17 protein-coding genes are annotated in these 17,582 nt (G+C 43.2%); 8 read left to right on the top strand and 9 right to left on the bottom strand.

What is annotated here, in order from left to right:
* Positions 1 to 120 precede the first annotated feature (120 nt).
* Positions 121 to 768, top strand: a complete 648-nt coding sequence (locus tag V7K41_RS09025) for an SMI1/KNR4 family protein (RefSeq protein WP_334847369.1) — start codon at positions 121 to 123, stop codon at positions 766 to 768.
* A gap of 41 nt (positions 769 to 809) precedes the next feature.
* Complete coding sequence (locus tag V7K41_RS09020; protein ID WP_334847368.1) at positions 810 to 995, top strand: hypothetical protein; 186 nt, start codon at positions 810 to 812, stop codon at positions 993 to 995.
* A 275-nt stretch (positions 996 to 1,270) separates the two neighbouring features.
* Here V7K41_RS09020 and V7K41_RS09015 read toward each other — a convergent pair whose 3' ends face one another.
* The 5 genes from V7K41_RS09015 to V7K41_RS08995 all read right to left on the bottom strand — a co-directional run bounded on the left by V7K41_RS09015 (position 1,271) and on the right by V7K41_RS08995 (position 6,060).
* Positions 1,271 to 2,152 carry a TauD/TfdA dioxygenase family protein gene (locus V7K41_RS09015; RefSeq protein WP_334847367.1) on the bottom strand — a complete coding sequence of 294 codons (882 nt, stop codon included), beginning with the start codon at positions 2,150 to 2,152 and terminating at the stop codon, positions 1,271 to 1,273.
* A 128-nt stretch (positions 2,153 to 2,280) separates the two neighbouring features.
* Complete coding sequence (locus V7K41_RS09010) at positions 2,281 to 2,898, bottom strand: NUDIX hydrolase (RefSeq protein ID WP_334847365.1); 618 nt, start codon at positions 2,896 to 2,898, stop codon at positions 2,281 to 2,283.
* A 55-nt stretch (positions 2,899 to 2,953) separates the two neighbouring features.
* The gene (locus V7K41_RS09005; RefSeq protein ID WP_334847364.1) at positions 2,954 to 3,538 is read right to left on the bottom strand and encodes a DUF4276 family protein; all 585 of its coding nucleotides are present in this window, start codon (positions 3,536 to 3,538) and stop codon (positions 2,954 to 2,956) included.
* Between the two features lie 11 nt (positions 3,539 to 3,549).
* Positions 3,550 to 4,719 (bottom strand): AAA family ATPase, encoded by a 1,170-nt coding sequence (locus tag V7K41_RS09000; protein ID WP_334847362.1) that lies wholly within the window; start codon positions 4,717 to 4,719, stop codon positions 3,550 to 3,552.
* 138 nt (positions 4,720 to 4,857) lie between these two features.
* Positions 4,858 to 6,060 (bottom strand): phosphoglycerate kinase, encoded by a 1,203-nt coding sequence (locus V7K41_RS08995; protein WP_334847360.1) that lies wholly within the window; start codon positions 6,058 to 6,060, stop codon positions 4,858 to 4,860.
* Between the two features lie 89 nt (positions 6,061 to 6,149).
* Here V7K41_RS08995 and V7K41_RS08990 point away from each other — a divergent pair, with 89 nt between their 5' ends.
* Complete coding sequence (locus V7K41_RS08990) at positions 6,150 to 6,560, top strand: universal stress protein (RefSeq protein WP_334847503.1); 411 nt, start codon at positions 6,150 to 6,152, stop codon at positions 6,558 to 6,560.
* Positions 6,561 to 6,849: 289 nt separating this feature from the next.
* Here the strand turns inward: V7K41_RS08990 and V7K41_RS08985 are convergent, their stop codons facing one another.
* From V7K41_RS08985 to V7K41_RS08975, 3 genes are all read right to left on the bottom strand, one after another.
* Positions 6,850 to 8,199 carry a beta strand repeat-containing protein gene (locus V7K41_RS08985; RefSeq protein WP_334847358.1) on the bottom strand — a complete coding sequence of 450 codons (1,350 nt, stop codon included), beginning with the start codon at positions 8,197 to 8,199 and terminating at the stop codon, positions 6,850 to 6,852.
* A 1,099-nt stretch (positions 8,200 to 9,298) separates the two neighbouring features.
* A complete protein-coding gene (locus V7K41_RS08980) occupies positions 9,299 to 10,009 on the bottom strand; it encodes a GDYXXLXY domain-containing protein (protein ID WP_334847356.1) in 711 nt (236 codons plus the stop codon).
* Positions 10,010 to 10,142: 133 nt separating this feature from the next.
* Positions 10,143 to 11,561 (bottom strand): DUF2157 domain-containing protein, encoded by a 1,419-nt coding sequence (locus V7K41_RS08975; protein WP_334847354.1) that lies wholly within the window; start codon positions 11,559 to 11,561, stop codon positions 10,143 to 10,145.
* 163 nt (positions 11,562 to 11,724) lie between these two features.
* Between V7K41_RS08975 and V7K41_RS08970 the strand changes: the two genes are divergently transcribed.
* The gene (locus tag V7K41_RS08970) at positions 11,725 to 12,696 is read left to right on the top strand and encodes an RsmB/NOP family class I SAM-dependent RNA methyltransferase (RefSeq protein ID WP_334847352.1); all 972 of its coding nucleotides are present in this window, start codon (positions 11,725 to 11,727) and stop codon (positions 12,694 to 12,696) included.
* A 278-nt stretch (positions 12,697 to 12,974) separates the two neighbouring features.
* Here V7K41_RS08970 and V7K41_RS08965 read toward each other — a convergent pair whose 3' ends face one another.
* Positions 12,975 to 13,916 carry an AraC family transcriptional regulator gene (locus tag V7K41_RS08965; RefSeq protein ID WP_334847350.1) on the bottom strand — a complete coding sequence of 314 codons (942 nt, stop codon included), beginning with the start codon at positions 13,914 to 13,916 and terminating at the stop codon, positions 12,975 to 12,977.
* Positions 13,917 to 14,352: 436 nt separating this feature from the next.
* Between V7K41_RS08965 and V7K41_RS08960 the strand changes: the two genes are divergently transcribed.
* The 4 genes from V7K41_RS08960 (at position 14,353) to V7K41_RS08945 (ending at position 17,507) form a co-directional block, all read left to right on the top strand.
* The gene (locus tag V7K41_RS08960; RefSeq protein ID WP_334847349.1) at positions 14,353 to 14,790 is read left to right on the top strand and encodes a (R)-mandelonitrile lyase; all 438 of its coding nucleotides are present in this window, start codon (positions 14,353 to 14,355) and stop codon (positions 14,788 to 14,790) included.
* A gap of 16 nt (positions 14,791 to 14,806) precedes the next feature.
* Positions 14,807 to 15,856 (top strand): NAD(P)-dependent alcohol dehydrogenase, encoded by a 1,050-nt coding sequence (locus tag V7K41_RS08955; RefSeq protein ID WP_334847348.1) that lies wholly within the window; start codon positions 14,807 to 14,809, stop codon positions 15,854 to 15,856.
* Between the two features lie 66 nt (positions 15,857 to 15,922).
* Positions 15,923 to 16,567, top strand: a complete 645-nt coding sequence (locus V7K41_RS08950) for a TMEM175 family protein (RefSeq protein WP_334847346.1) — start codon at positions 15,923 to 15,925, stop codon at positions 16,565 to 16,567.
* A gap of 88 nt (positions 16,568 to 16,655) precedes the next feature.
* Positions 16,656 to 17,507, top strand: coding sequence for an aldo/keto reductase (locus V7K41_RS08945; RefSeq protein WP_334847345.1), 852 nt, complete (start codon positions 16,656 to 16,658; stop codon positions 17,505 to 17,507).
* Positions 17,508 to 17,582 lie beyond the last annotated feature (75 nt).

Here is a 17,582-nt window from a genome sequence, read left to right as displayed (position 1 = left end):
GACCCTTTATTAGGAAAATTCGGTGTATTGACTAGTCCTATCGATAATAAAAATTCTGGTTATATTAGACGAAATGCTACAAAATACTTACTTCCTTAACCACTAAATAAGATTAGTCGCATGTCTAAACTTACAGACAAGCTTGAATATATTTGGAGTTGGCTAGAATCTACCAATCTGGATTTTTTTGACTGTTACAATCCGGGCTTAACTCGTCAGCAAATTGATGAGATTGTCAAAGATTTGCCATTCAAATTATCTAATGAAGTCTATGAACTTTACCAATGGCGAAATGGAATAGCCGACCTTGGTTATAACAATAATTATCTACCAGTCGAATTTCTATTTCCAGAACAATTTCTCAATAATTCACCTATTTCATTCTGTTCTTTACAATATTCATTTTCAAATTCTCATGCTTTATGGCAGCTTGAGCAATCAATCATGATGAATAAGCCATTTGATGATTACAAAGGCTGGGATCAGAAATGGTTTCCTATTGCCTCATTTGAGAATAAGAAAATACTATATGTAGTTGGTGATCTTGAGCCATCCCCAGTCTATTTTATTGATTACGTTTTTCTTGATAATCCATTAAGAGTCTATAAAAGCCTGACTAGTATGATATCTGTAATTGCAGAGTGTTGTGAATTTAATTTATATCAAATTATACCAAGCTATTACGGAGAAGCGGATGATATGATAATAAGAATAGATGAACAAAAGCTGGAACTTGAAAAAGAGATATATCGAAAATATAACTCATAATTATGTAAGTAAAAAACGATATATTTTTTTAGATTAGTTGTATGTTTGAACTCTCAGATGGACTTGAATATATTTTCGATTGGTTAGTATCTCTAAATCCTGATTATTTGGATGGCTATAATCCAGGTTTAACTCGACAAAAGATTGATGAAATAATCAAGGAATTACCCTTTAATCTATCTGAGGAAATATACAAGCTTTATCAATGGCGAAATGGTTGTGCTTAGAGGATGTTTGAAAAGTCGTATTGTCGGTATAAAAAGTTCTCTATCTCCCTAAATCCCCCGATATATTGGGGGACTTTGATTCCCGTTCCCACTTTTTTAAGGGGAGCCAGGTGAAATACTTTTCAAACAACCTCTAAAGTCTAGCTAGTAGTCTGTCAAGTTTAAATTGATAGGTAAGCAAGTTTATAATAAGGACTTTAGTTCTTAATTTTCTAAGTATTAAAATGCTTACTACAAACTTTTCATTACTAGCTTAGACATTGTAGTAGTGTCTTTTAACCTGTCTCTACTACACCTAAACGCAACGCAATTCGCTGGTGCTTCGTTGGATCGTAGGGTCTACCTCTGTGCATCACCTGTGAGTTGTCCCAAAAAATAATATCTCCTGGCTGCCAAACATGGGAGTAGACTGGCGTGCAGTCTAGAACAGTCGCAAACAAATCTTCCCAGAAACGTTTTGCTTCTTCTGGTCGATCTTCCATACCAACTGCGATCGCAGTGTCTGAACCTAAATATAATCCCTTTTTACCAGTGACTTTGTGAGTGGACACAATGGGATGCAGTTTCCTCGGTACATCAGTCTCTACATTGGGTTTTTTAGAAAACATTGGTGGCGAGTGATACATCGACATCTGTTCTAATTGCTGCTGATGTTGAGGAGCTAAATTATTGTAAGCTTCTACCATATCAAGGAACTCGGTAGTGTGAGGTTGCCCATCTACACCTTCTGGTACTTGTATTCCATAAAGCATCACAACATATAGTGCGTTCATATCTAGTCCCTCTGTACTGGGGAGACCATCTTTATCATGATGCCATTCCCATGCATATTTCCCGACTGGATCGGGAATTAGTCCCTTAGGATTGCCCAATATATAGACATATTGGCTTTGTAAGTCTGGACTAATATCAGGATCTAATGTTTTCGGAGGGCCGCCAAACATAAAATCGCCAAAAGTCTGCTCGGCAAATTCTTTTAATTGTTGTGCGGTAAGCTGTTGCTGTCTGACGACTACAACGCCATGTTTCCAAAGTGATTCTTTTAATTCACGCGACTCTAGATTTGTGAGGCAGTTAAGATTGCAACCGCGCAGGACTTCAATTCCGAGTCTTGGGTGGTGCTGGATTGGCTGTTGTTGTTGAGTAATTTGAGTCATTGCTATGCATTTATTTTGGTAGCAACCTATCGGAGTAAACTATATAGTTCATTAGTGCTGATAGGACATTTGTGTAGTAGTATCTTACCTAAAAAAGTTGGTCAAGTATATTAAATATTGAAGGGCTACTAATCAAAGTCTGTCGGTAAATCTGGTTGGCGATAATGTTGAAAAAGTCGATTTATTTGTACTGGTGTCACACGTCCGAGAGAAAGTTCTGGTAACGCACCTTCAGGGAAAAAACCTACTTCTTCAGTTTCAATACTTGATGATGGAGAACCACCAATAAGTTCACAGTGAAAAAACAGTTTGTAGACATAAAATGGTAATGGTGGATGTCCCTGTTTGTTTCTGTCATAGACTGCTAGGAGTTTGATAGCGCGTGCTTGGTATCCAGATTCTTCATATACTTCTTTCACAACTACCTCACTAGGCGACTCACCAACATCAGCCCATCCACCAGGTAAAGTCCAACAGCCGTCTACTCGTTCCTTGACTAACAATATAGTATCATCACGAAAAATTGCTCCTCGCACATCAACTTTGGGAGTTGCATATCCTAGTTCACGACTAAATAAATCGAGGACATAGCTGTGTTCTACATTTGAGTAATTCGCCATGATTTCCGTGGCGATCGCTCGTAATTGTTTGTAACGTTCGATATCAAAAGGGTTTTCAGAATAGGTTAGACCATTTTGAGCGATCGCTTGTAACTTTTGTGCCCATTCCAGCCATTTAGTTTCCACAGTTTTTTCTTTATTTTATGTAAGTTACTGCAAGCAAGTATCTGATTAATAAATTTTATTTGACGATACTTCTTAGTCCATCTCGAAAAATCTGAAAACTTCTAGAGAGATTGTTTTCTACATCCATGTGCGGAGAAACTTTCTCAGCAAAGTCGATTTTTTGTAAGCCTGTCTCATATCCATATTTTTTTAGGATCTTATCTAGTTGCTCCCATGTACCACCTTTGATATTGTCTGGATTCCGAAATTTAGCTTGCTGGGATAAAGAAACAGGAATCTTTTCATATTCAGCCCTAATTGCTGTGACATCACCTATAAACCATGACTCCAGTTCTTCTACAGCAATTCTATGGAGAACAATATTTCCTTTGTGTTTAGTCACAACACTGCTAGCATCACAAAGTTTCCTCTTTAATTCTTGGCAATCACATCTATCTTCATCTACTATAATCACGATCCGCCAGTCATCAGGCACAAAGTTAGCATAAGCTTTCATCCGCTCAGGCAGTCTTTTTAAAAGTCTATCTTTATTTTGAAAGTTATGAATTTTCAGCGTATGAGTATCACCTATGATTTTAGGGACAATAAAATTTAAAGCAACTTCAGTTGAAGGTTCTTCTACTAAAAACTCTATATGCATAATTGCTACCACTAAGGTAATTCTCTAAAATATCCCTCAGACCAAAGATCACCTAAACCTGCTTGGGATTCTATAAAATATTTAGTATCAGGGATTTGATCAGCCCTTATAACAGTTGCATAACCATTATCATCACGTTGAAAAATCCAGAGTTGTTTAGCATCTTTTATTGTGTTAACAAAAAATGTGGAGTGGGTAGAAACAAATACTTGTGAGCGTTGCGAGTAAGCCTGAGCTTCCTCACTCAAAGAATCAAGAAGTTGATGGTGCAGTCCATTCTCTGGTTCTTCAATGCAAAGTAACTGAGGAGGATTAGGGTCATTTAATAATATCAAATATGCTAGTAACTTTAGTGTACCATCTGAAGAAAACCTTGCTAAAAATGGTTTACTAAAAGGTGCATCTTTAAATAAAAGAGCCAGTCTGCCATCAATTGTTGGCTCTGACTCCACTTTTTCTAACTGGGGAACACGGCTAGCTAATAACTTCAAAATTTTGGATAAAGTTTCTTGATGTTCATCAGCAAGGTATTGAACTACATTGGCAATATTGTCTCCTTCACGAGAGAGATGTTCCATTGCACCAGCAGTCGCTAGCTGACGAGCTTGATCTGGTATAAAATAAGAGAGAAACCATTCCTCAATAAAACGGCGCAAACTAGCAATGCGTGGGTTATCTGATAATTGACCTATAGTTTTAATAGCAAGGGAACTGGGATCATCCATTTGATAGTGAATTCTTTTGTCATTAATTTCTGGATTTTCACCACTAATTACTTCACCTCCACCATTTTCAAACTTAAGAAAATCAAATGGTTTTCCACGAGAACCGCGCTTCCATTTGAGAGTTTCTCTTGAAACAATTGGCGCTCCATTTTGTAAAGCAATAGCAACTGTATAGGTGATTTTAGGAGATTGATTATTTTCACGATACTTAATTACAATTTCAATTTCTTGACCTTGACAATCACGCGAGATAACTTCTTGAAATCTTCCTCGCTTTTCTAAGGCTTTGCGAACATTAGTAGTAAGGCAATCTGAAAGAAAACCTATCACATCAAAAAAAGTAGTCTTACCACTACCATTAGGTCCAAGAAAAACGGAAAAAGGTTTGATATCTTTTAAAGTAATATTTTGCAAAACCCTATAGTTTTTGACTGAAATTTCTTCAATTCTTGCCATTACACTTTCACCTCCCCAATTTTGGTAGTATGGTTGCCAAAAATGCTAATAAATATAGTAAGGGTACGGTATACCGCACCCTTACCACAATTGTCAAAAACTACCAGATTTTTTTCAGTAGCTTAAGAGCTAATTTTCTTACGCATCATCTAAAGCTGCAATTCCAGGCAATACCTTGCCTTCAAGTAACTCCAAGCTAGCGCCGCCGCCGGTGGAGATGTGGCTCATTTGGTCGGCTAAACCAACCTTTTCCACAGCCGCTACTGAGTCACCGCCGCCAATGATGGTAGTTGTGCCAGTTTTGCTAATTTCGGCGAGGGTATGAGCGATCGCTTCCGTACCTGCGGCAAACTTATCAAACTCAAACACACCCATCGGCCCGTTCCAAATTACCGTTTTGGTATCTGCAAGGGCGTCTTGGAAAACTTTTACTGAGTCTGGGCCAATATCTAAACCCATACCATCATTGGGGATGTTCTCAATGCTGACAGTTGTCGCATTAGCATCGGGAGCAAACTTATCTGCTGATACGATATCCGTGGGTAACAAGAAGGTAACGCCCCGTTCTTTAGCCTTAGCTTCCAAAGATTTCGCTAGTTCTAGCTTGTCTTCTTCCACCAACGACTTACCAACATTCAAACCACGGGCTTTGTAGAAGGTGAAAATCATCCCACCACCGATAATCAGCTTGTCGCACTTCTCCAGCAACGTTTCAATTACACCAATTTTACTGGAAACTTTGGAACCACCAATAATTGCTGCCAAAGGACGTTGGGGATTTTCAATGGCGTTTTGCAGATATTCTAATTCCTTCTCAACCAAATATCCAGCCACAGAAGGGCTGAGGAATTTGGTCACGCCTTCAGTAGAAGCATGGGCGCGGTGTGCAGTACCAAAAGCATCATTTACATAAAAATCAGCATTAGCTGCCAATTTTTTCGCAAATTCTGGGTCATTTTTCTCTTCTTCTGGGTAAAAACGCACATTTTCGAGTAACAGCACTTGGCCATTTTGCAGGGCGCCAACTTTCGCTGCAACTTCATCGCCAATGGAATCATCAGTTTTAATCACTTCTTGCCCCAGTAACTCAGACAGACGCTTGGCAACGGGAGTTAGGCGTAATTTGTCATCCACACCCTTGGGACGGCCAAAATGGCTGGCGAGAATGACCTTAGCTCCCTTCTGCGTCAAATCTTGGATGGTTGGTAGAGCGGCGCGAATCCGAGTATCGTCGGTAATGTTGCCTCGATCGTCCACCGGCACATTAAAGTCAACCCGCACTAAGGCACGTTTCCCAGAGATATCAGCCGAAGATAAACTTGCTAAACTTTTTTTGGACACACCAAACTCTCCTGATTGCCTTTTTGTTATTGTTTTGAAAGTAGAACCATCAAGATTTTACCGGAGTCAGGGGTACCCAAGTGACAGATATATTTAAGACAGTATTATTTCCTATCGATCAAAGCCGGGAAACGCGGGAAGCTGCTGATGTTGTAACCAACGTAGTTAAAAAATACAGCAGTCGCTTAGTGCTGCTGTCTGTGGTAGAAGAACCGCCTCCAGATGCGGCTAGTGCAGACGATCCGATGGTGTCGCCAGAGGTAGTTGCTAAACTGTTGGAAAATGCCCAATCTTTATTTTCTGGGCAAGGAATTCAATCTGAAACCCTGGAAAGGCGAGGCAAACCAGCTTTTACGATCTGCGATGTTGCTGATGAAATCGGGGCAGATTTAATTATCATGGGCTGTCGGGGGCTAGGCTTGACTGAAGAGGGAGCGGATGATAGTGTTACCACTCGTGTGATTAACCTTTCACCTTGCCCAGTGCTGATTGTGCCTTAGCAGTGTGTTGCTCAATACTAGTAAATTTGTAGTGCGATCGCTAATTAAAAAAGAGGAGAAAAAGACGAATGTCACGCAGAAAAGGTGAAACCTTTGCTTATTCTGGCAGTGGGGATGTAGAAAAAGTAGTTGATTTGTAAGTATTATTTTGTTTTGAATTCCTGACCGTACAACCCTTACACCCTTACACCTAAAAGTCAGCCAGATTAAGGATTTACACTTTTCTTAGTGCCATTCGTCTGTATACCTATTAAAGGTTTTGTGTTCTAGATGGCTCTCCCTTATCCGATTAGGAAATCAAAGCAGAGCCTAATGTAGAGGAAGCGCCAAAAAAGGCGATTTGCTCAACATTCAAGACATTAAGGGTGAACTCATCACGTTTAATAGTGTAATTGTTAGAGTTGCCTAGAATAATGTAATTACTTTTGAAACCAGGCAGAATTAGCTTGTCCGATCCAGATCCGCCATCAATGGTGGCATTACCGTAACCAACATCAAATATGTCGGCTCCAGCTCCACCCTTAATCAAGACATTGGCGATCGCGCCCCCTTGGTTGGAAACGGCATTACCGCTAGCATCAATTCGACGGGCTTTGAAGTAATCGTTACCGTCTTCGCCATCAATTGTGCCACCTTGGATGCCAGTGTTAGTGCCATACCCAGTAAGGGTATCATTTCCTACTCCTCCATAGATAATGCCATTAGTATTATCAATACCTATGCCTTTATTAATGCCAGTACCGATGATGCTATCGTTGCCATCGCCTAAACTGATCGTGCCACTGTTAACAATACCTATACCTATACTAGGTGCGATCGTGTCAAAAGGGTTATCGGAGAGTCCTGCACCGCCTGTGCCTGTGCCAGAGAGGAAGTCGTTTCCCTTCCCTCCACTGATCGTGCTACCCTGACCGTTGGAGATGCCTGTACCCTTACCCGGATAGTAACTTCTGGACGGATCTGCTTCTGCATCACTGCCCTCGCCGATACCAGTAATAAAATCGTTTCCGTTTCCTCCATTAATCTCGCTGCCACCACTGTTGAAGATGCCTGTACCATCTCCTCCATTGAAAGCAGTTCCACCAGTTCCAGTTCCGGAGATAGAATCGTTCCCTTCTCCTCCATTAATATCGCTGCTCTCAGTGTTAGAGATTCCTATAGCAAACCCGTTAAATTTTCCAATTCCAGTTCCGAAGATAGAGTCGTCCCCCTTTCCTCCATCAATACGGCTATCCTTACTGTTTTGGATGCCTGTACCACCGGATGTCCCCAAACCGAAGATCGAATCTTTTCCATCTCCTCCATTAATGTAGCCACCCTGAGTGTTGGAGATACCTATACCAGCTACATAGGATCGATACTCATAACCACCAGTGCCTGTGCCAGAGATCGTATCATCTCCTATCCCTGCATTGATGATGCCACTGTTAGCAATGCCTGTGCCAATGCCTGCATTGTCAAAGTCGTCACCACCTGTGGCACTACCCTTGATAGTGTCCTTGCCTGCTTGAGTATTAATGACTCCATTTTTTTGAACCTCAATTCCAATTGCTGGGAATGCATTATCCTCTTGGCCCACCACTAGATCGGAACCAGAGGTGCCTATGAGTGCGGGTAAAGAAACAATTAGCCTGGGCATAATATAACTTTCCTCAATTGAGTGCGATAAAGTTTTAATCCCTGAAAGTCTTGCTCTTTGAATAAGAATTCTTTAAGTCAGAATTCACAGATAACTCTGAAGCTCGGGCTTTATTCGATCAAAAATTCACAGAGTCAGAACTAGAAAGTTGTAGACTTAACAAGCATTAATTAACGAATTTTTTGTCAGAATCTGAACAACCTCTAAGAGGATGTTTGAAAAGTATTATTGCTAACACCAAAACCTCCCAAACCTAACCCCCTTCCCTACAAGGGAATGGGACTTTCAAAGCCTCTCGACCTATCGGGGAGAGGTTTGGAGAGGGGTTTACAGCATACTTTGCGACTTTTCAAACATCCTCTAAGATTGTTAATGACAAAAATTGAAGAAGAATTCAGAAGTCAGAATTCAGGAGCGGAGCCGGAGACGCTCCGCCTCCGGTCAGAATCAAGACGCTCTCTACGAGACGCTAGCGCGAACGTGGACTCGCTAAGGCAACGCTTACAGTCGGGGATTTCAGATCGGCGCAGGTCTTGTTGACCACCAAATCTACGATTTGGAGGGGGTTTTAAACCCGTTTATTCATCCATCAGTCGCACAGAATTCAATTCTGAATTCTGGCGACTGACGCATGTATTCTGTTTGATAATCTTTTATTCGATATTTGAAAATAGAAACCAAATTATAACCTGATAGTACTTACATAGCGAAAATTTACTTAGATTTCTCTAATTTAATAAAAATCTTTACATTGTTTTCATGTTTTTGTTGAAAAATTTATATAAAAGTAGTGTTATTTACGTATTCTTTATATTTTAACGATCGCATAACAACCTAATTTGCAGGTTATAAAATTCTGGATGCTTTGTAACTCTCGACTCAGGTGATTGTACATGAAAAGTTGATAGTTATTTAAGTGCAACCATAACTTAGAGTTAACTCAATACTAAGAGGGTTAACTCAATTTCAAGTATTAAAATCAATTTCTTTATTTGTCATTCGTAAATACAAATAACAAACAGAAAATTCTGAGCGCTGACTTCCAGCGCTCAGAACTTTAGAGACAAACCTTGCATGTTTACACGCTTTACCTAACAGCTTAAAAACGATAGTTGCGATCGCGCACCCACATACTAAGTGGCACTGCTTTACCTTGGGGATCTACTTTCGCTTTTACCACAATGGGTGGTACTTGTCCTCTGCGAGCGCGTTGGGCTTGTAAGTCGTTCCGAATCTGCTGCCGTTGGTTTTCTGGGATGTAATATGTTTCTAAACCGTAGTTAACAGAACCATCCTGATAAACACCTTTTAAGGCTACTTGATTAGCTCTAAGAGTTGTGGGGCGATCGCTACTTACTCGTAACGGTCTCCAAGCTCTTGGAACACCGCGACCAGTAGAGAATTGCTCTTGCAAAGTCACGTAAATATTGGTTCCTTCAGGCAATCTTCTGCCACTTCCACGACCTCTGCTGACTAATGTTTGCCAGCCAGGTAGTCTGCTCAAATTTGAGGTACGGGATATGTTGTAATCTAAGGCTAAGGTGTTACCTTCGATCGCATTGTTAGGGTCTACAGGTACGGTTTGTAAAATCACCGTCTTACCTGTGACATCTGTATAAACTGCTTGGGCTGGTACTGCCATAATTAGCCCTGTTTGCAGCGCCAGCGGAGCAAGTAACCGCCAAAAAGGTAAGGGCTTATTCGATTTTTGTTCAGTAGCAATCAAGTAATCCCGAAAAGTCACCTTATTGGAAAATTCGGCTTCGGGAGACAAGGGTTTATTCTTAGATTCAGAAGAGGTATTAGTCATGAGCGTAGTCCTAAAAAGCAGAGGTCTTGAGGAGGTTAAAAGTAACGAGATTAGGACTGACGCAGAGAAACTTTAAAAATTTTGACGCACAGAGATTTTGATGATGGGCAGATTTCTGAATTTTGAATTTGCACTACTTTTTACTTGTAGAGCTACCACCAGGTAGGCGGCGTTCAAACCAGAGTCCAGCGCTAATTAAAGCAGAACCGCACAGGACATAGACTAGCGACTTAAAAAGTAAATCGGTGTCGTACTCCTGCACGCGACTGATAATTTGCAGTGTTACTAACAGCATACCGCCCCAAAAGGAACTTCTGTTGCTTAATTTCAATCCTTCTTGAATTAGTCCCCAGGCTAATGTTGCAAGAAGTACATTGAAAATAAAAATGCCAAGTTCATCAATCCGGCTGATAGTTTGATGCCAAAAAGGTACTATTGCAATAAAGACAAGAAATGTACTAATGACAGCAGTTGTGAAAATCACTTCGCGGCGCGGAGGGTTATTTCTTTGGCGCAGTAGAAACAACCATTGTAATACCGCCAAGCCGCTGAGAATCCCCAAATCGATAATTGGCAGAGACTCGAATAAGTTTGTCAAATTCGTTGGCTGATTATAACTATAATCTGGAGATTCCCAGACCCAACGAAAAGACAGAACGTAAAAGACAACGCCGAAGCTTACTAACGCTAAATTACGGGCTAGATATTGAAACAACCTGTAATTTATGGTTGGAAACAGTAAATCATCATAACTCCAGAATAATGCAGGTGGGAGTGCAAAAGCAAAAGATGCCACCCAAGGGGCTATATCAGCATAATTCAACAGTGGCAGAGGATTAAGGTTGGCTTGTAAGGAACTAGCAAAAACAAAGGCTGCTAGACCAAAAATCCAACGGGATCGACAGAAGTAGGCTAAGGGTACAAATACCAGCCATGCCAATAAAGGCAGATGCTGTACTACTAGCCGCGACCAAGTTAACTCTCCTGTTGCGTACCATAAGTCTTCTAGTCCAGTCCAGTAGCCGATTTCCACAAGGACAATTGATAAAATTCCTAAAGAATTTAAGGACAAACTGAAGGCCATGACCACAACACCGAATCCCCAGGCGAGAAACAGTTGGGAAACTGAACCGATGATATTGAACATCTGGGCCATCAACAGTAAATTTGCACCGAAGATGAAGGCGCTTAAAATTAGCAATCCCTCTCCTAGTAGGCGTTTGCTTCGTTCTGGCTTCTTTCCTTCAGGTGGTCTCCAGGTGTAAAAACCAGCGATCGCGATCGCAAAAAACAAACTCATCATCAGAATAATTTTGATTTCTCGCGATCCTCCCTGCCAGTTTCCTGATACAAAGGTAATTATGCCTAAGCATAAAAGGATGCTGCCGATTGCGATTGCGATCGCTTTATTGCGATCGCGTGCAGCAGCTTCCAGGTTTTTAAATTGATAACGTTCTGCTATCTGCTCATACTGCGAAGAACTAATTAATCCTTCATCCCTCCATAAGTGTGCTTCTTTGCGTAATTTTTGCGGAAAACTATCTAAGAACATGACCTTCTCCGGTGCAGTGGGGTAGCTTGGCCATTGCGATCCCAATGGCGGTCATTATATTTTGAGTATGAAGCCAAAAGCCTTAATTACATTGTTCTTGTGTAACAGTTTGATTTTGATTTAGATACAACGTACTTCTATTAATTCATAATTCATAATTTACATGGAAAAACCTTCTAATTTATTACTTAAAGTCTCGCGGCGTTTGTTCATTAATCTAGATGAACAAGAAAAATTTATTGAGGCTTTAATGAATCCTCAGCCTTTTTCACCTAGTATTCTTTGGTGTCAAGAAAAGCCAGATATTTCATCTTTGGCAGTGGAAACACCAACTTCTTGGCAACCACAATTTATAGACCGCTTATGTCTGGGAGAAAAACCTGGTAAGCATCCCTTGCATGAAAAAGGATATTTCTATTGTTTAGATTTTTCTTCGGTGTTTGCAGCTACTACTTTGTTAGCTATTCCTCAGTCAGTGCGTTTAGTTTTTGATATGTGTGCCGCACCAGGAGGGAAAAGTATCTTCGCTTGGAAAGCTTTAAAACCTGAATTGCTCATCAGTAATGAAGTAATTGGCAAACGTCTGGGAATGCTAATTTCTAATTTGAAGCGTTGCCAGGTTAGCCCTAGTGCAGTGGTTAATCGAGATTCGAGCATATTTGTCGAAATGTTTCCTGGCTCTAGCAATCTAGTAATAGTAGATGCTCCGTGTACTGGACAATCGTTACTTGCTAAAGGTGAAAAAGCACCTGGATGTTTTCACCCAACTGCTATTAATAAGAGTGCAAATCGGCAAAAGCGTATTATAGCTAACTCTGCTAAAATTGTTTTACCGCAAGGCTATCTTGCTTATATGACTTGCACATATTCTCCTGAAGAAAATGAGCAAGTTTGCGAATGGTTTTTGGAACGGTTTTCCTATTTTAAAGCGATAGAAGTTAGTAATTTAGCCAAATATCAATCGCATTTAACTACGATGCCTTGTTATCGGATATTTCCTCAAGATAGGTTAGGTGCTGGTGCATTTACAGTCCTATTTAAAAATACTAATGAGGATAAATTTGAGCCTAAAGAAGTAGATTTAAATACAATTTCTTCGCTGTATATCTACCAAAATCTGAAAAATTCAAGTTAAACTGTTACGCATTTAAGTTGTATATTTACTTGCGAGGGTTGTCATTAGTCAAAAGTCATTAGTTAAGCGAAGCTATCACCAGCCGCCACGTAAAGGCTGAAAAGCTTATCTAGAGAACATTTCAAAAAAAAGTGGCTGATTGAGCTACCAAGACTGTTATTGGGTATTGAGCCGAGATACTCGTAATTTTCGACAAGATAGTTTGGAAAAGCTTTTTGTGTCTAGGTTTTAGCAATTTATGGCAAAATTAGGGCCTATTGAGGAGATACATTATTGAACTAAGCAGTCTCCCTAGCAGCTTCTCGCAGCCGCTCCACATCGCGCATCGGTGGTGCACCAAAAAGCCGTTTGTACTCCCGGTTGAAGTGCGAGGCATCGTCATAACCCACTCGGTAGGCAGCACTGGTAGCGTCAAGGTTTTCCCCCAGCATCAGACGGCGAGCCTCCTGAAGCCGCAGTTGCTTCTGGAACTGCAAGGGACTCATTGCAGTGACAGACTTGAAGTGATGATGGAAGCCTGAGACACTCATTCCAAAATCTCGGGCGATGTTTTCAATCCGAAGCGGCTCCTTAAAGTCTTTATGAAGTCGCGCGACGGCTTTAGCGATGTGGTGGGTGTAGCCTCCCAGAACTGCAATCTGACGGAGCCGGCTACCTTGTTCTCCTATCAGGAGTCGGTAAATGATTTCCCGCTTAATCAGTGGTGCAAGAACATGAGCTTCAGCAGGGGAATCTAGAAGCCTGACGAGCCGCAGCACAGCGTCCAACAGATTTGCATCCAACGGACTTACGTCAATTGCTTTCACATCAGCACGGCTGTGCGATGAGGAATGCCCAGCCTCGATCATCACTGAACCGACAAGGGTGGGGTCGAGATCGAGGCGAAGGCTAAGGTATGGTTGCTCCTTGGACGCTTCAAGAATTTGGCTGACAATCGGCAGTTCGACCGTAGCAAGGAGATAATGCATCGGGTCGTACTGATAGCGGTTGTTGCCCAGAAGGACTTCTTTGCTGCCCTGAGCAATTACGCAAAAGGCAGGGACAGAGACACCATGAACGCATTCTGAAGGCGAGGAGGAGCGGTTGAGGTGCAATCCTTTCAGTGACTCAATCGTTCCATCATTACGGATAGCCTGTGAGATGCGCTCAGTCAGTTCGTCTGTGTTCGCTTGCGCTCTGGAAGCCTCGCGCTTTGCCTGCGGGTCGTTCATTAAATCCATATTGGGGTTTGTTTAGCAATGGAGAAATTTGGGTCGTAAAGGAAATCAGTCCTGCCAGACTTGCTAGCAGTAGTTAACAACAAGCTCAGTTTTCGATGAGTGTCATAATTGCTATACAAGGACGAGATCGGACTTTTCACTCGATTTGACAGCGTTCATTTCTAAGTTTGCAGAATTGTACAACGATCTTAGACGATCGTCATATTGCTTGCCCTTTAGAATCCTTAGAATGAAGCAAAGCAATTAAAAATGATTCCGGCTTCTTGTAAGCATTCTGGATTTTTGTTTAAGAGAAAACTCAGTTTTTATTGGGTAAGAGACTCGCCTACTGACAACCAAAATGTGATCAAGGCTAACCTTGTTACTTAAAAAAATCCATCCCTACAGATAGAGCAGGCATAAGTACTCAATCTCTATGATTGAGCTAGCAACCCAAATGGCATCAAGTGAAGGAATTAAGCAAATGGACATCAAAAGAAGTGGCTCACAGCCTTCCGCCAAAGGGTCGGCCGAGTATTTTACTGGCACTGTACGCATTGACCCCCTGTTCGAGGCGCACGATCCAGCACGCACTGCTGGTGCCAGTGTCACGTTCGAGCCTGGCGCTCGGACAGCATGGCACACCCATCCGTTGGGGCAGACCCTGATCGTTACGGCAGGTTGCGGCTGGGTGCAGCGATGGGGTGATCCAAGGGAGGAAATACGACCGGGTGACGTGATTTGGTTCTCGCCGGGTGAGAAGCATTGGCATGGTGCCACTGCAACCACGGCTATGACGCATATCGCCATTCAGGAACAGCTCGACGGCAAAACTGTGGACTGGATGGAACAGGTCAGCGACGAACAATACCAGGTAGCAAAAGTAAACAAATAGGAGCATCAATATTATTATGTACAACGCGAAAGCTTATTCCGCTGCTAGTGCGACCTCACCGCTGGCTTCCGATACGATCGAGCGACGCGATTTAACCGAACACGACGTACAGATCGAAATCCTCTTCTGCGGCATCTGCCACTCCGATCTCCATGCAGTGCGAAACGAGTGGAGCAACACGGTCTACCCGATTGTTCCCGGTCATGAAATCGTTGGTCGTGTCACCCAAGTCGGCTCGGCAGTGACTCGGTTTAAGCCAGGTGACCTCGCGGGAGTCGGCTGCCTTGTGGACTCGGACGGCACGTGCCAAGAGTGCAAAGCGGATCTTGAGCAGTTCTGCTCGAACCTGACCTACACCTACAATTCCCCGGACAAGCACCTTGGCGGGGTTACTTATGGCGGCTATTGCGATCGCATCGTCGTCGATCAACGCTTCGTGCTGCGCGTTCCCTCGAATCTCGATCTTGCTGGAGTCGCGCCACTCCTTTGTGCTGGCATCACAACCTACTCGCCCCTGTACTACCACGGCGTGACCAAAGGCAAGAAAGTGGGCGTGGTCGGTCTTGGCGGATTAGGGCACATGGGCGTGAAGTTTGCTCATGCGCTCGGTGCCGATGTCGTGGTCTTCACCACTTCACCCGGCAAGAAAGAAGACGCGCTTCGTCTCGGTGCTGATGAAGTCGTCGTCTCGCGTAATCCCGACGAGATGCAGAAACACACGGGTAGCTTCGACTTCATCCTCGATACCGTCTCTGCCAATCACGACATTAACGCCTATCTCAATCTGCTCCGTCCTGACGGCAACCTCACCCTAGTTGGTGCATCCCCAAAGCCTCTAGAAATCGCGGCATTCAGCCTGATCATGGGTCGCCACAATCTCTCTGGCTCGAATATCGGTGGTATTGCCGAAACTCAGGAAATGCTCGACTTTTGCGGGGAACATAACATTACCGCCGATGTCGAAGTCATCCCGATTCAGAAGGTCAACGAAGCTTACGAACGGTTGCTCAAGTCCGATGTGAAATACCGCTTCTCGATCGATATGGCATCACTCAAATCTGAATAACCGATGTGAATCCTCGAAGGAGTCCAATGCAAACGCACAAACATGACCGCTTGGGAGGAGGTGAGCGTGGATACCACCCGCTTGGAGGCATTTAGCGACGGTGTTTTCGCGATCGCCATCACCCTGCTGGTGCTCGAAATCAAAGTGCCGCCACCCAATACGGCGCTCGGGGCAGAACTCCTCCATCTCTGGCCGTCCTACCTCGCCTACGTGGTGAGCTTCCTGGCGATCGGCACAATCTGGATCAACCACCACGGCATGTTCCAGCACATTGTCCGCGTGGATGGAACGCTGTTGCTGCTTAACGTCCTCCTCCTGATGCTCATCGCATTCCTGCCGTTCCCAACCGCCGTACTCGCCGAAGCGTTTCACCGCGGAACGGACGAGCCAGTTGCTGCTGCATTCTACGGTGGGATCCATACTGTAATCGGTATCTTCGTCACCTCTATGTGGCGGTACGCAGCTCGCGGGTATCGGCTGCTCGACACCCACCTGACGGCGAAAAAGGCACGGCAGATCGAACGGCAGTTCCTCATTGGTCCGATCGCTTACGCGATCACCGCCGTAGTCGCGCTGGTCGTGCCCTGGCTGGCGCTGCTGCTCTTCATCCTCCTCAACGTCTTCTATATCTGGCCTCGCCGGAGTCACGAGAGCGCCGCGTCCCACATCGGCGACCCTACTACGAGCAGGGATCGCAGCGAAGGCGACTGACAACAGCGGGATCGATCGACAACAAACAATCTCAGTTCCACTTCAACGGAGAAAAACAATGCAAACTCGAAAATCTTGGAGGGAAACGATGCAAAAGGTTGTATTGAATAACGGTGTCGAGATGCCCATTTTAGGGTTCGGTGTCTACCAGGTAACTGACCTTGAGGAGTGTGAAAGAAGCGTATATGAAGCCATACGTGCTGGCTATCGTTTGATTGATACAGCCGCTGCTTATGAAAACGAAGAAGCCGTTGGCAAAGCCATTGAAAAAAGTGGTGTGGCAAGAGAAGAGATTTTTGTCACCACGAAGCTTTGGATTCAGGATGCGGGCTACGAAAGCACAAAGAAGGCGTTTGAACGATCGCTCAAGAGATTGCAACTGGATTATCTGGATCTCTATCTGATTCATCAACCCTATGGCGATGTCTATGGCTCTTGGCGAGCGATGGAAGAATTGTATCGGGAAGGTCGGATTAGAGCCATCGGTGTGAGTAACTTCCAACCCGATCGCTTGATGGATCTGATGGTTCATAACAAAGTGGTTCCTGCGGTCAATCAAATCGAAACCCATCCCTTCCATCAGCAAATTGAAACCCAGAAGTTTTTACAGGAGAACAAGGTTCAGATTGAATCCTGGGGACCGTTTGCTGAAGGCAAGAACAACATTTTCGAGAATGAACTGCTGCTTGCGATCGCCCAAAAGTGCAAGAAAACTGTTGCTCAGGTCATTCTGCGTTGGCTAACCCAAAGAGGAGTCGTAGTGATTCCAAAATCGGTTCGCAAAGAAAGAATCATCGAAAACTTCGACATCTTCGATTTTGAATTAAGCGATGAAGATATGGATGCCATTGTGACGCTGGATATGAAGCAAAGCCTCTTCTTCGACCAGCGCAATCCGGAAGTGGTGAAAATGCTAGGCACTGCAAAACGCAATACCTAAGACCACTGCACTCCCGTTTAATTTGGCTCAGACAGCAATTTAACAACGAACTATAACAGGGCTTTTCACTGCCCT

The sequence above is a fragment of the Nostoc sp. genome (genome assembly GCF_036917415.1).
In the GTDB taxonomy this organism is placed as follows: domain Bacteria; phylum Cyanobacteriota; class Cyanobacteriia; order Cyanobacteriales; family Nostocaceae; genus Nostoc.
Note: the sequence above shows the minus strand (reverse complement) of the source record. Positions and strands in the feature narration are given on the sequence as shown.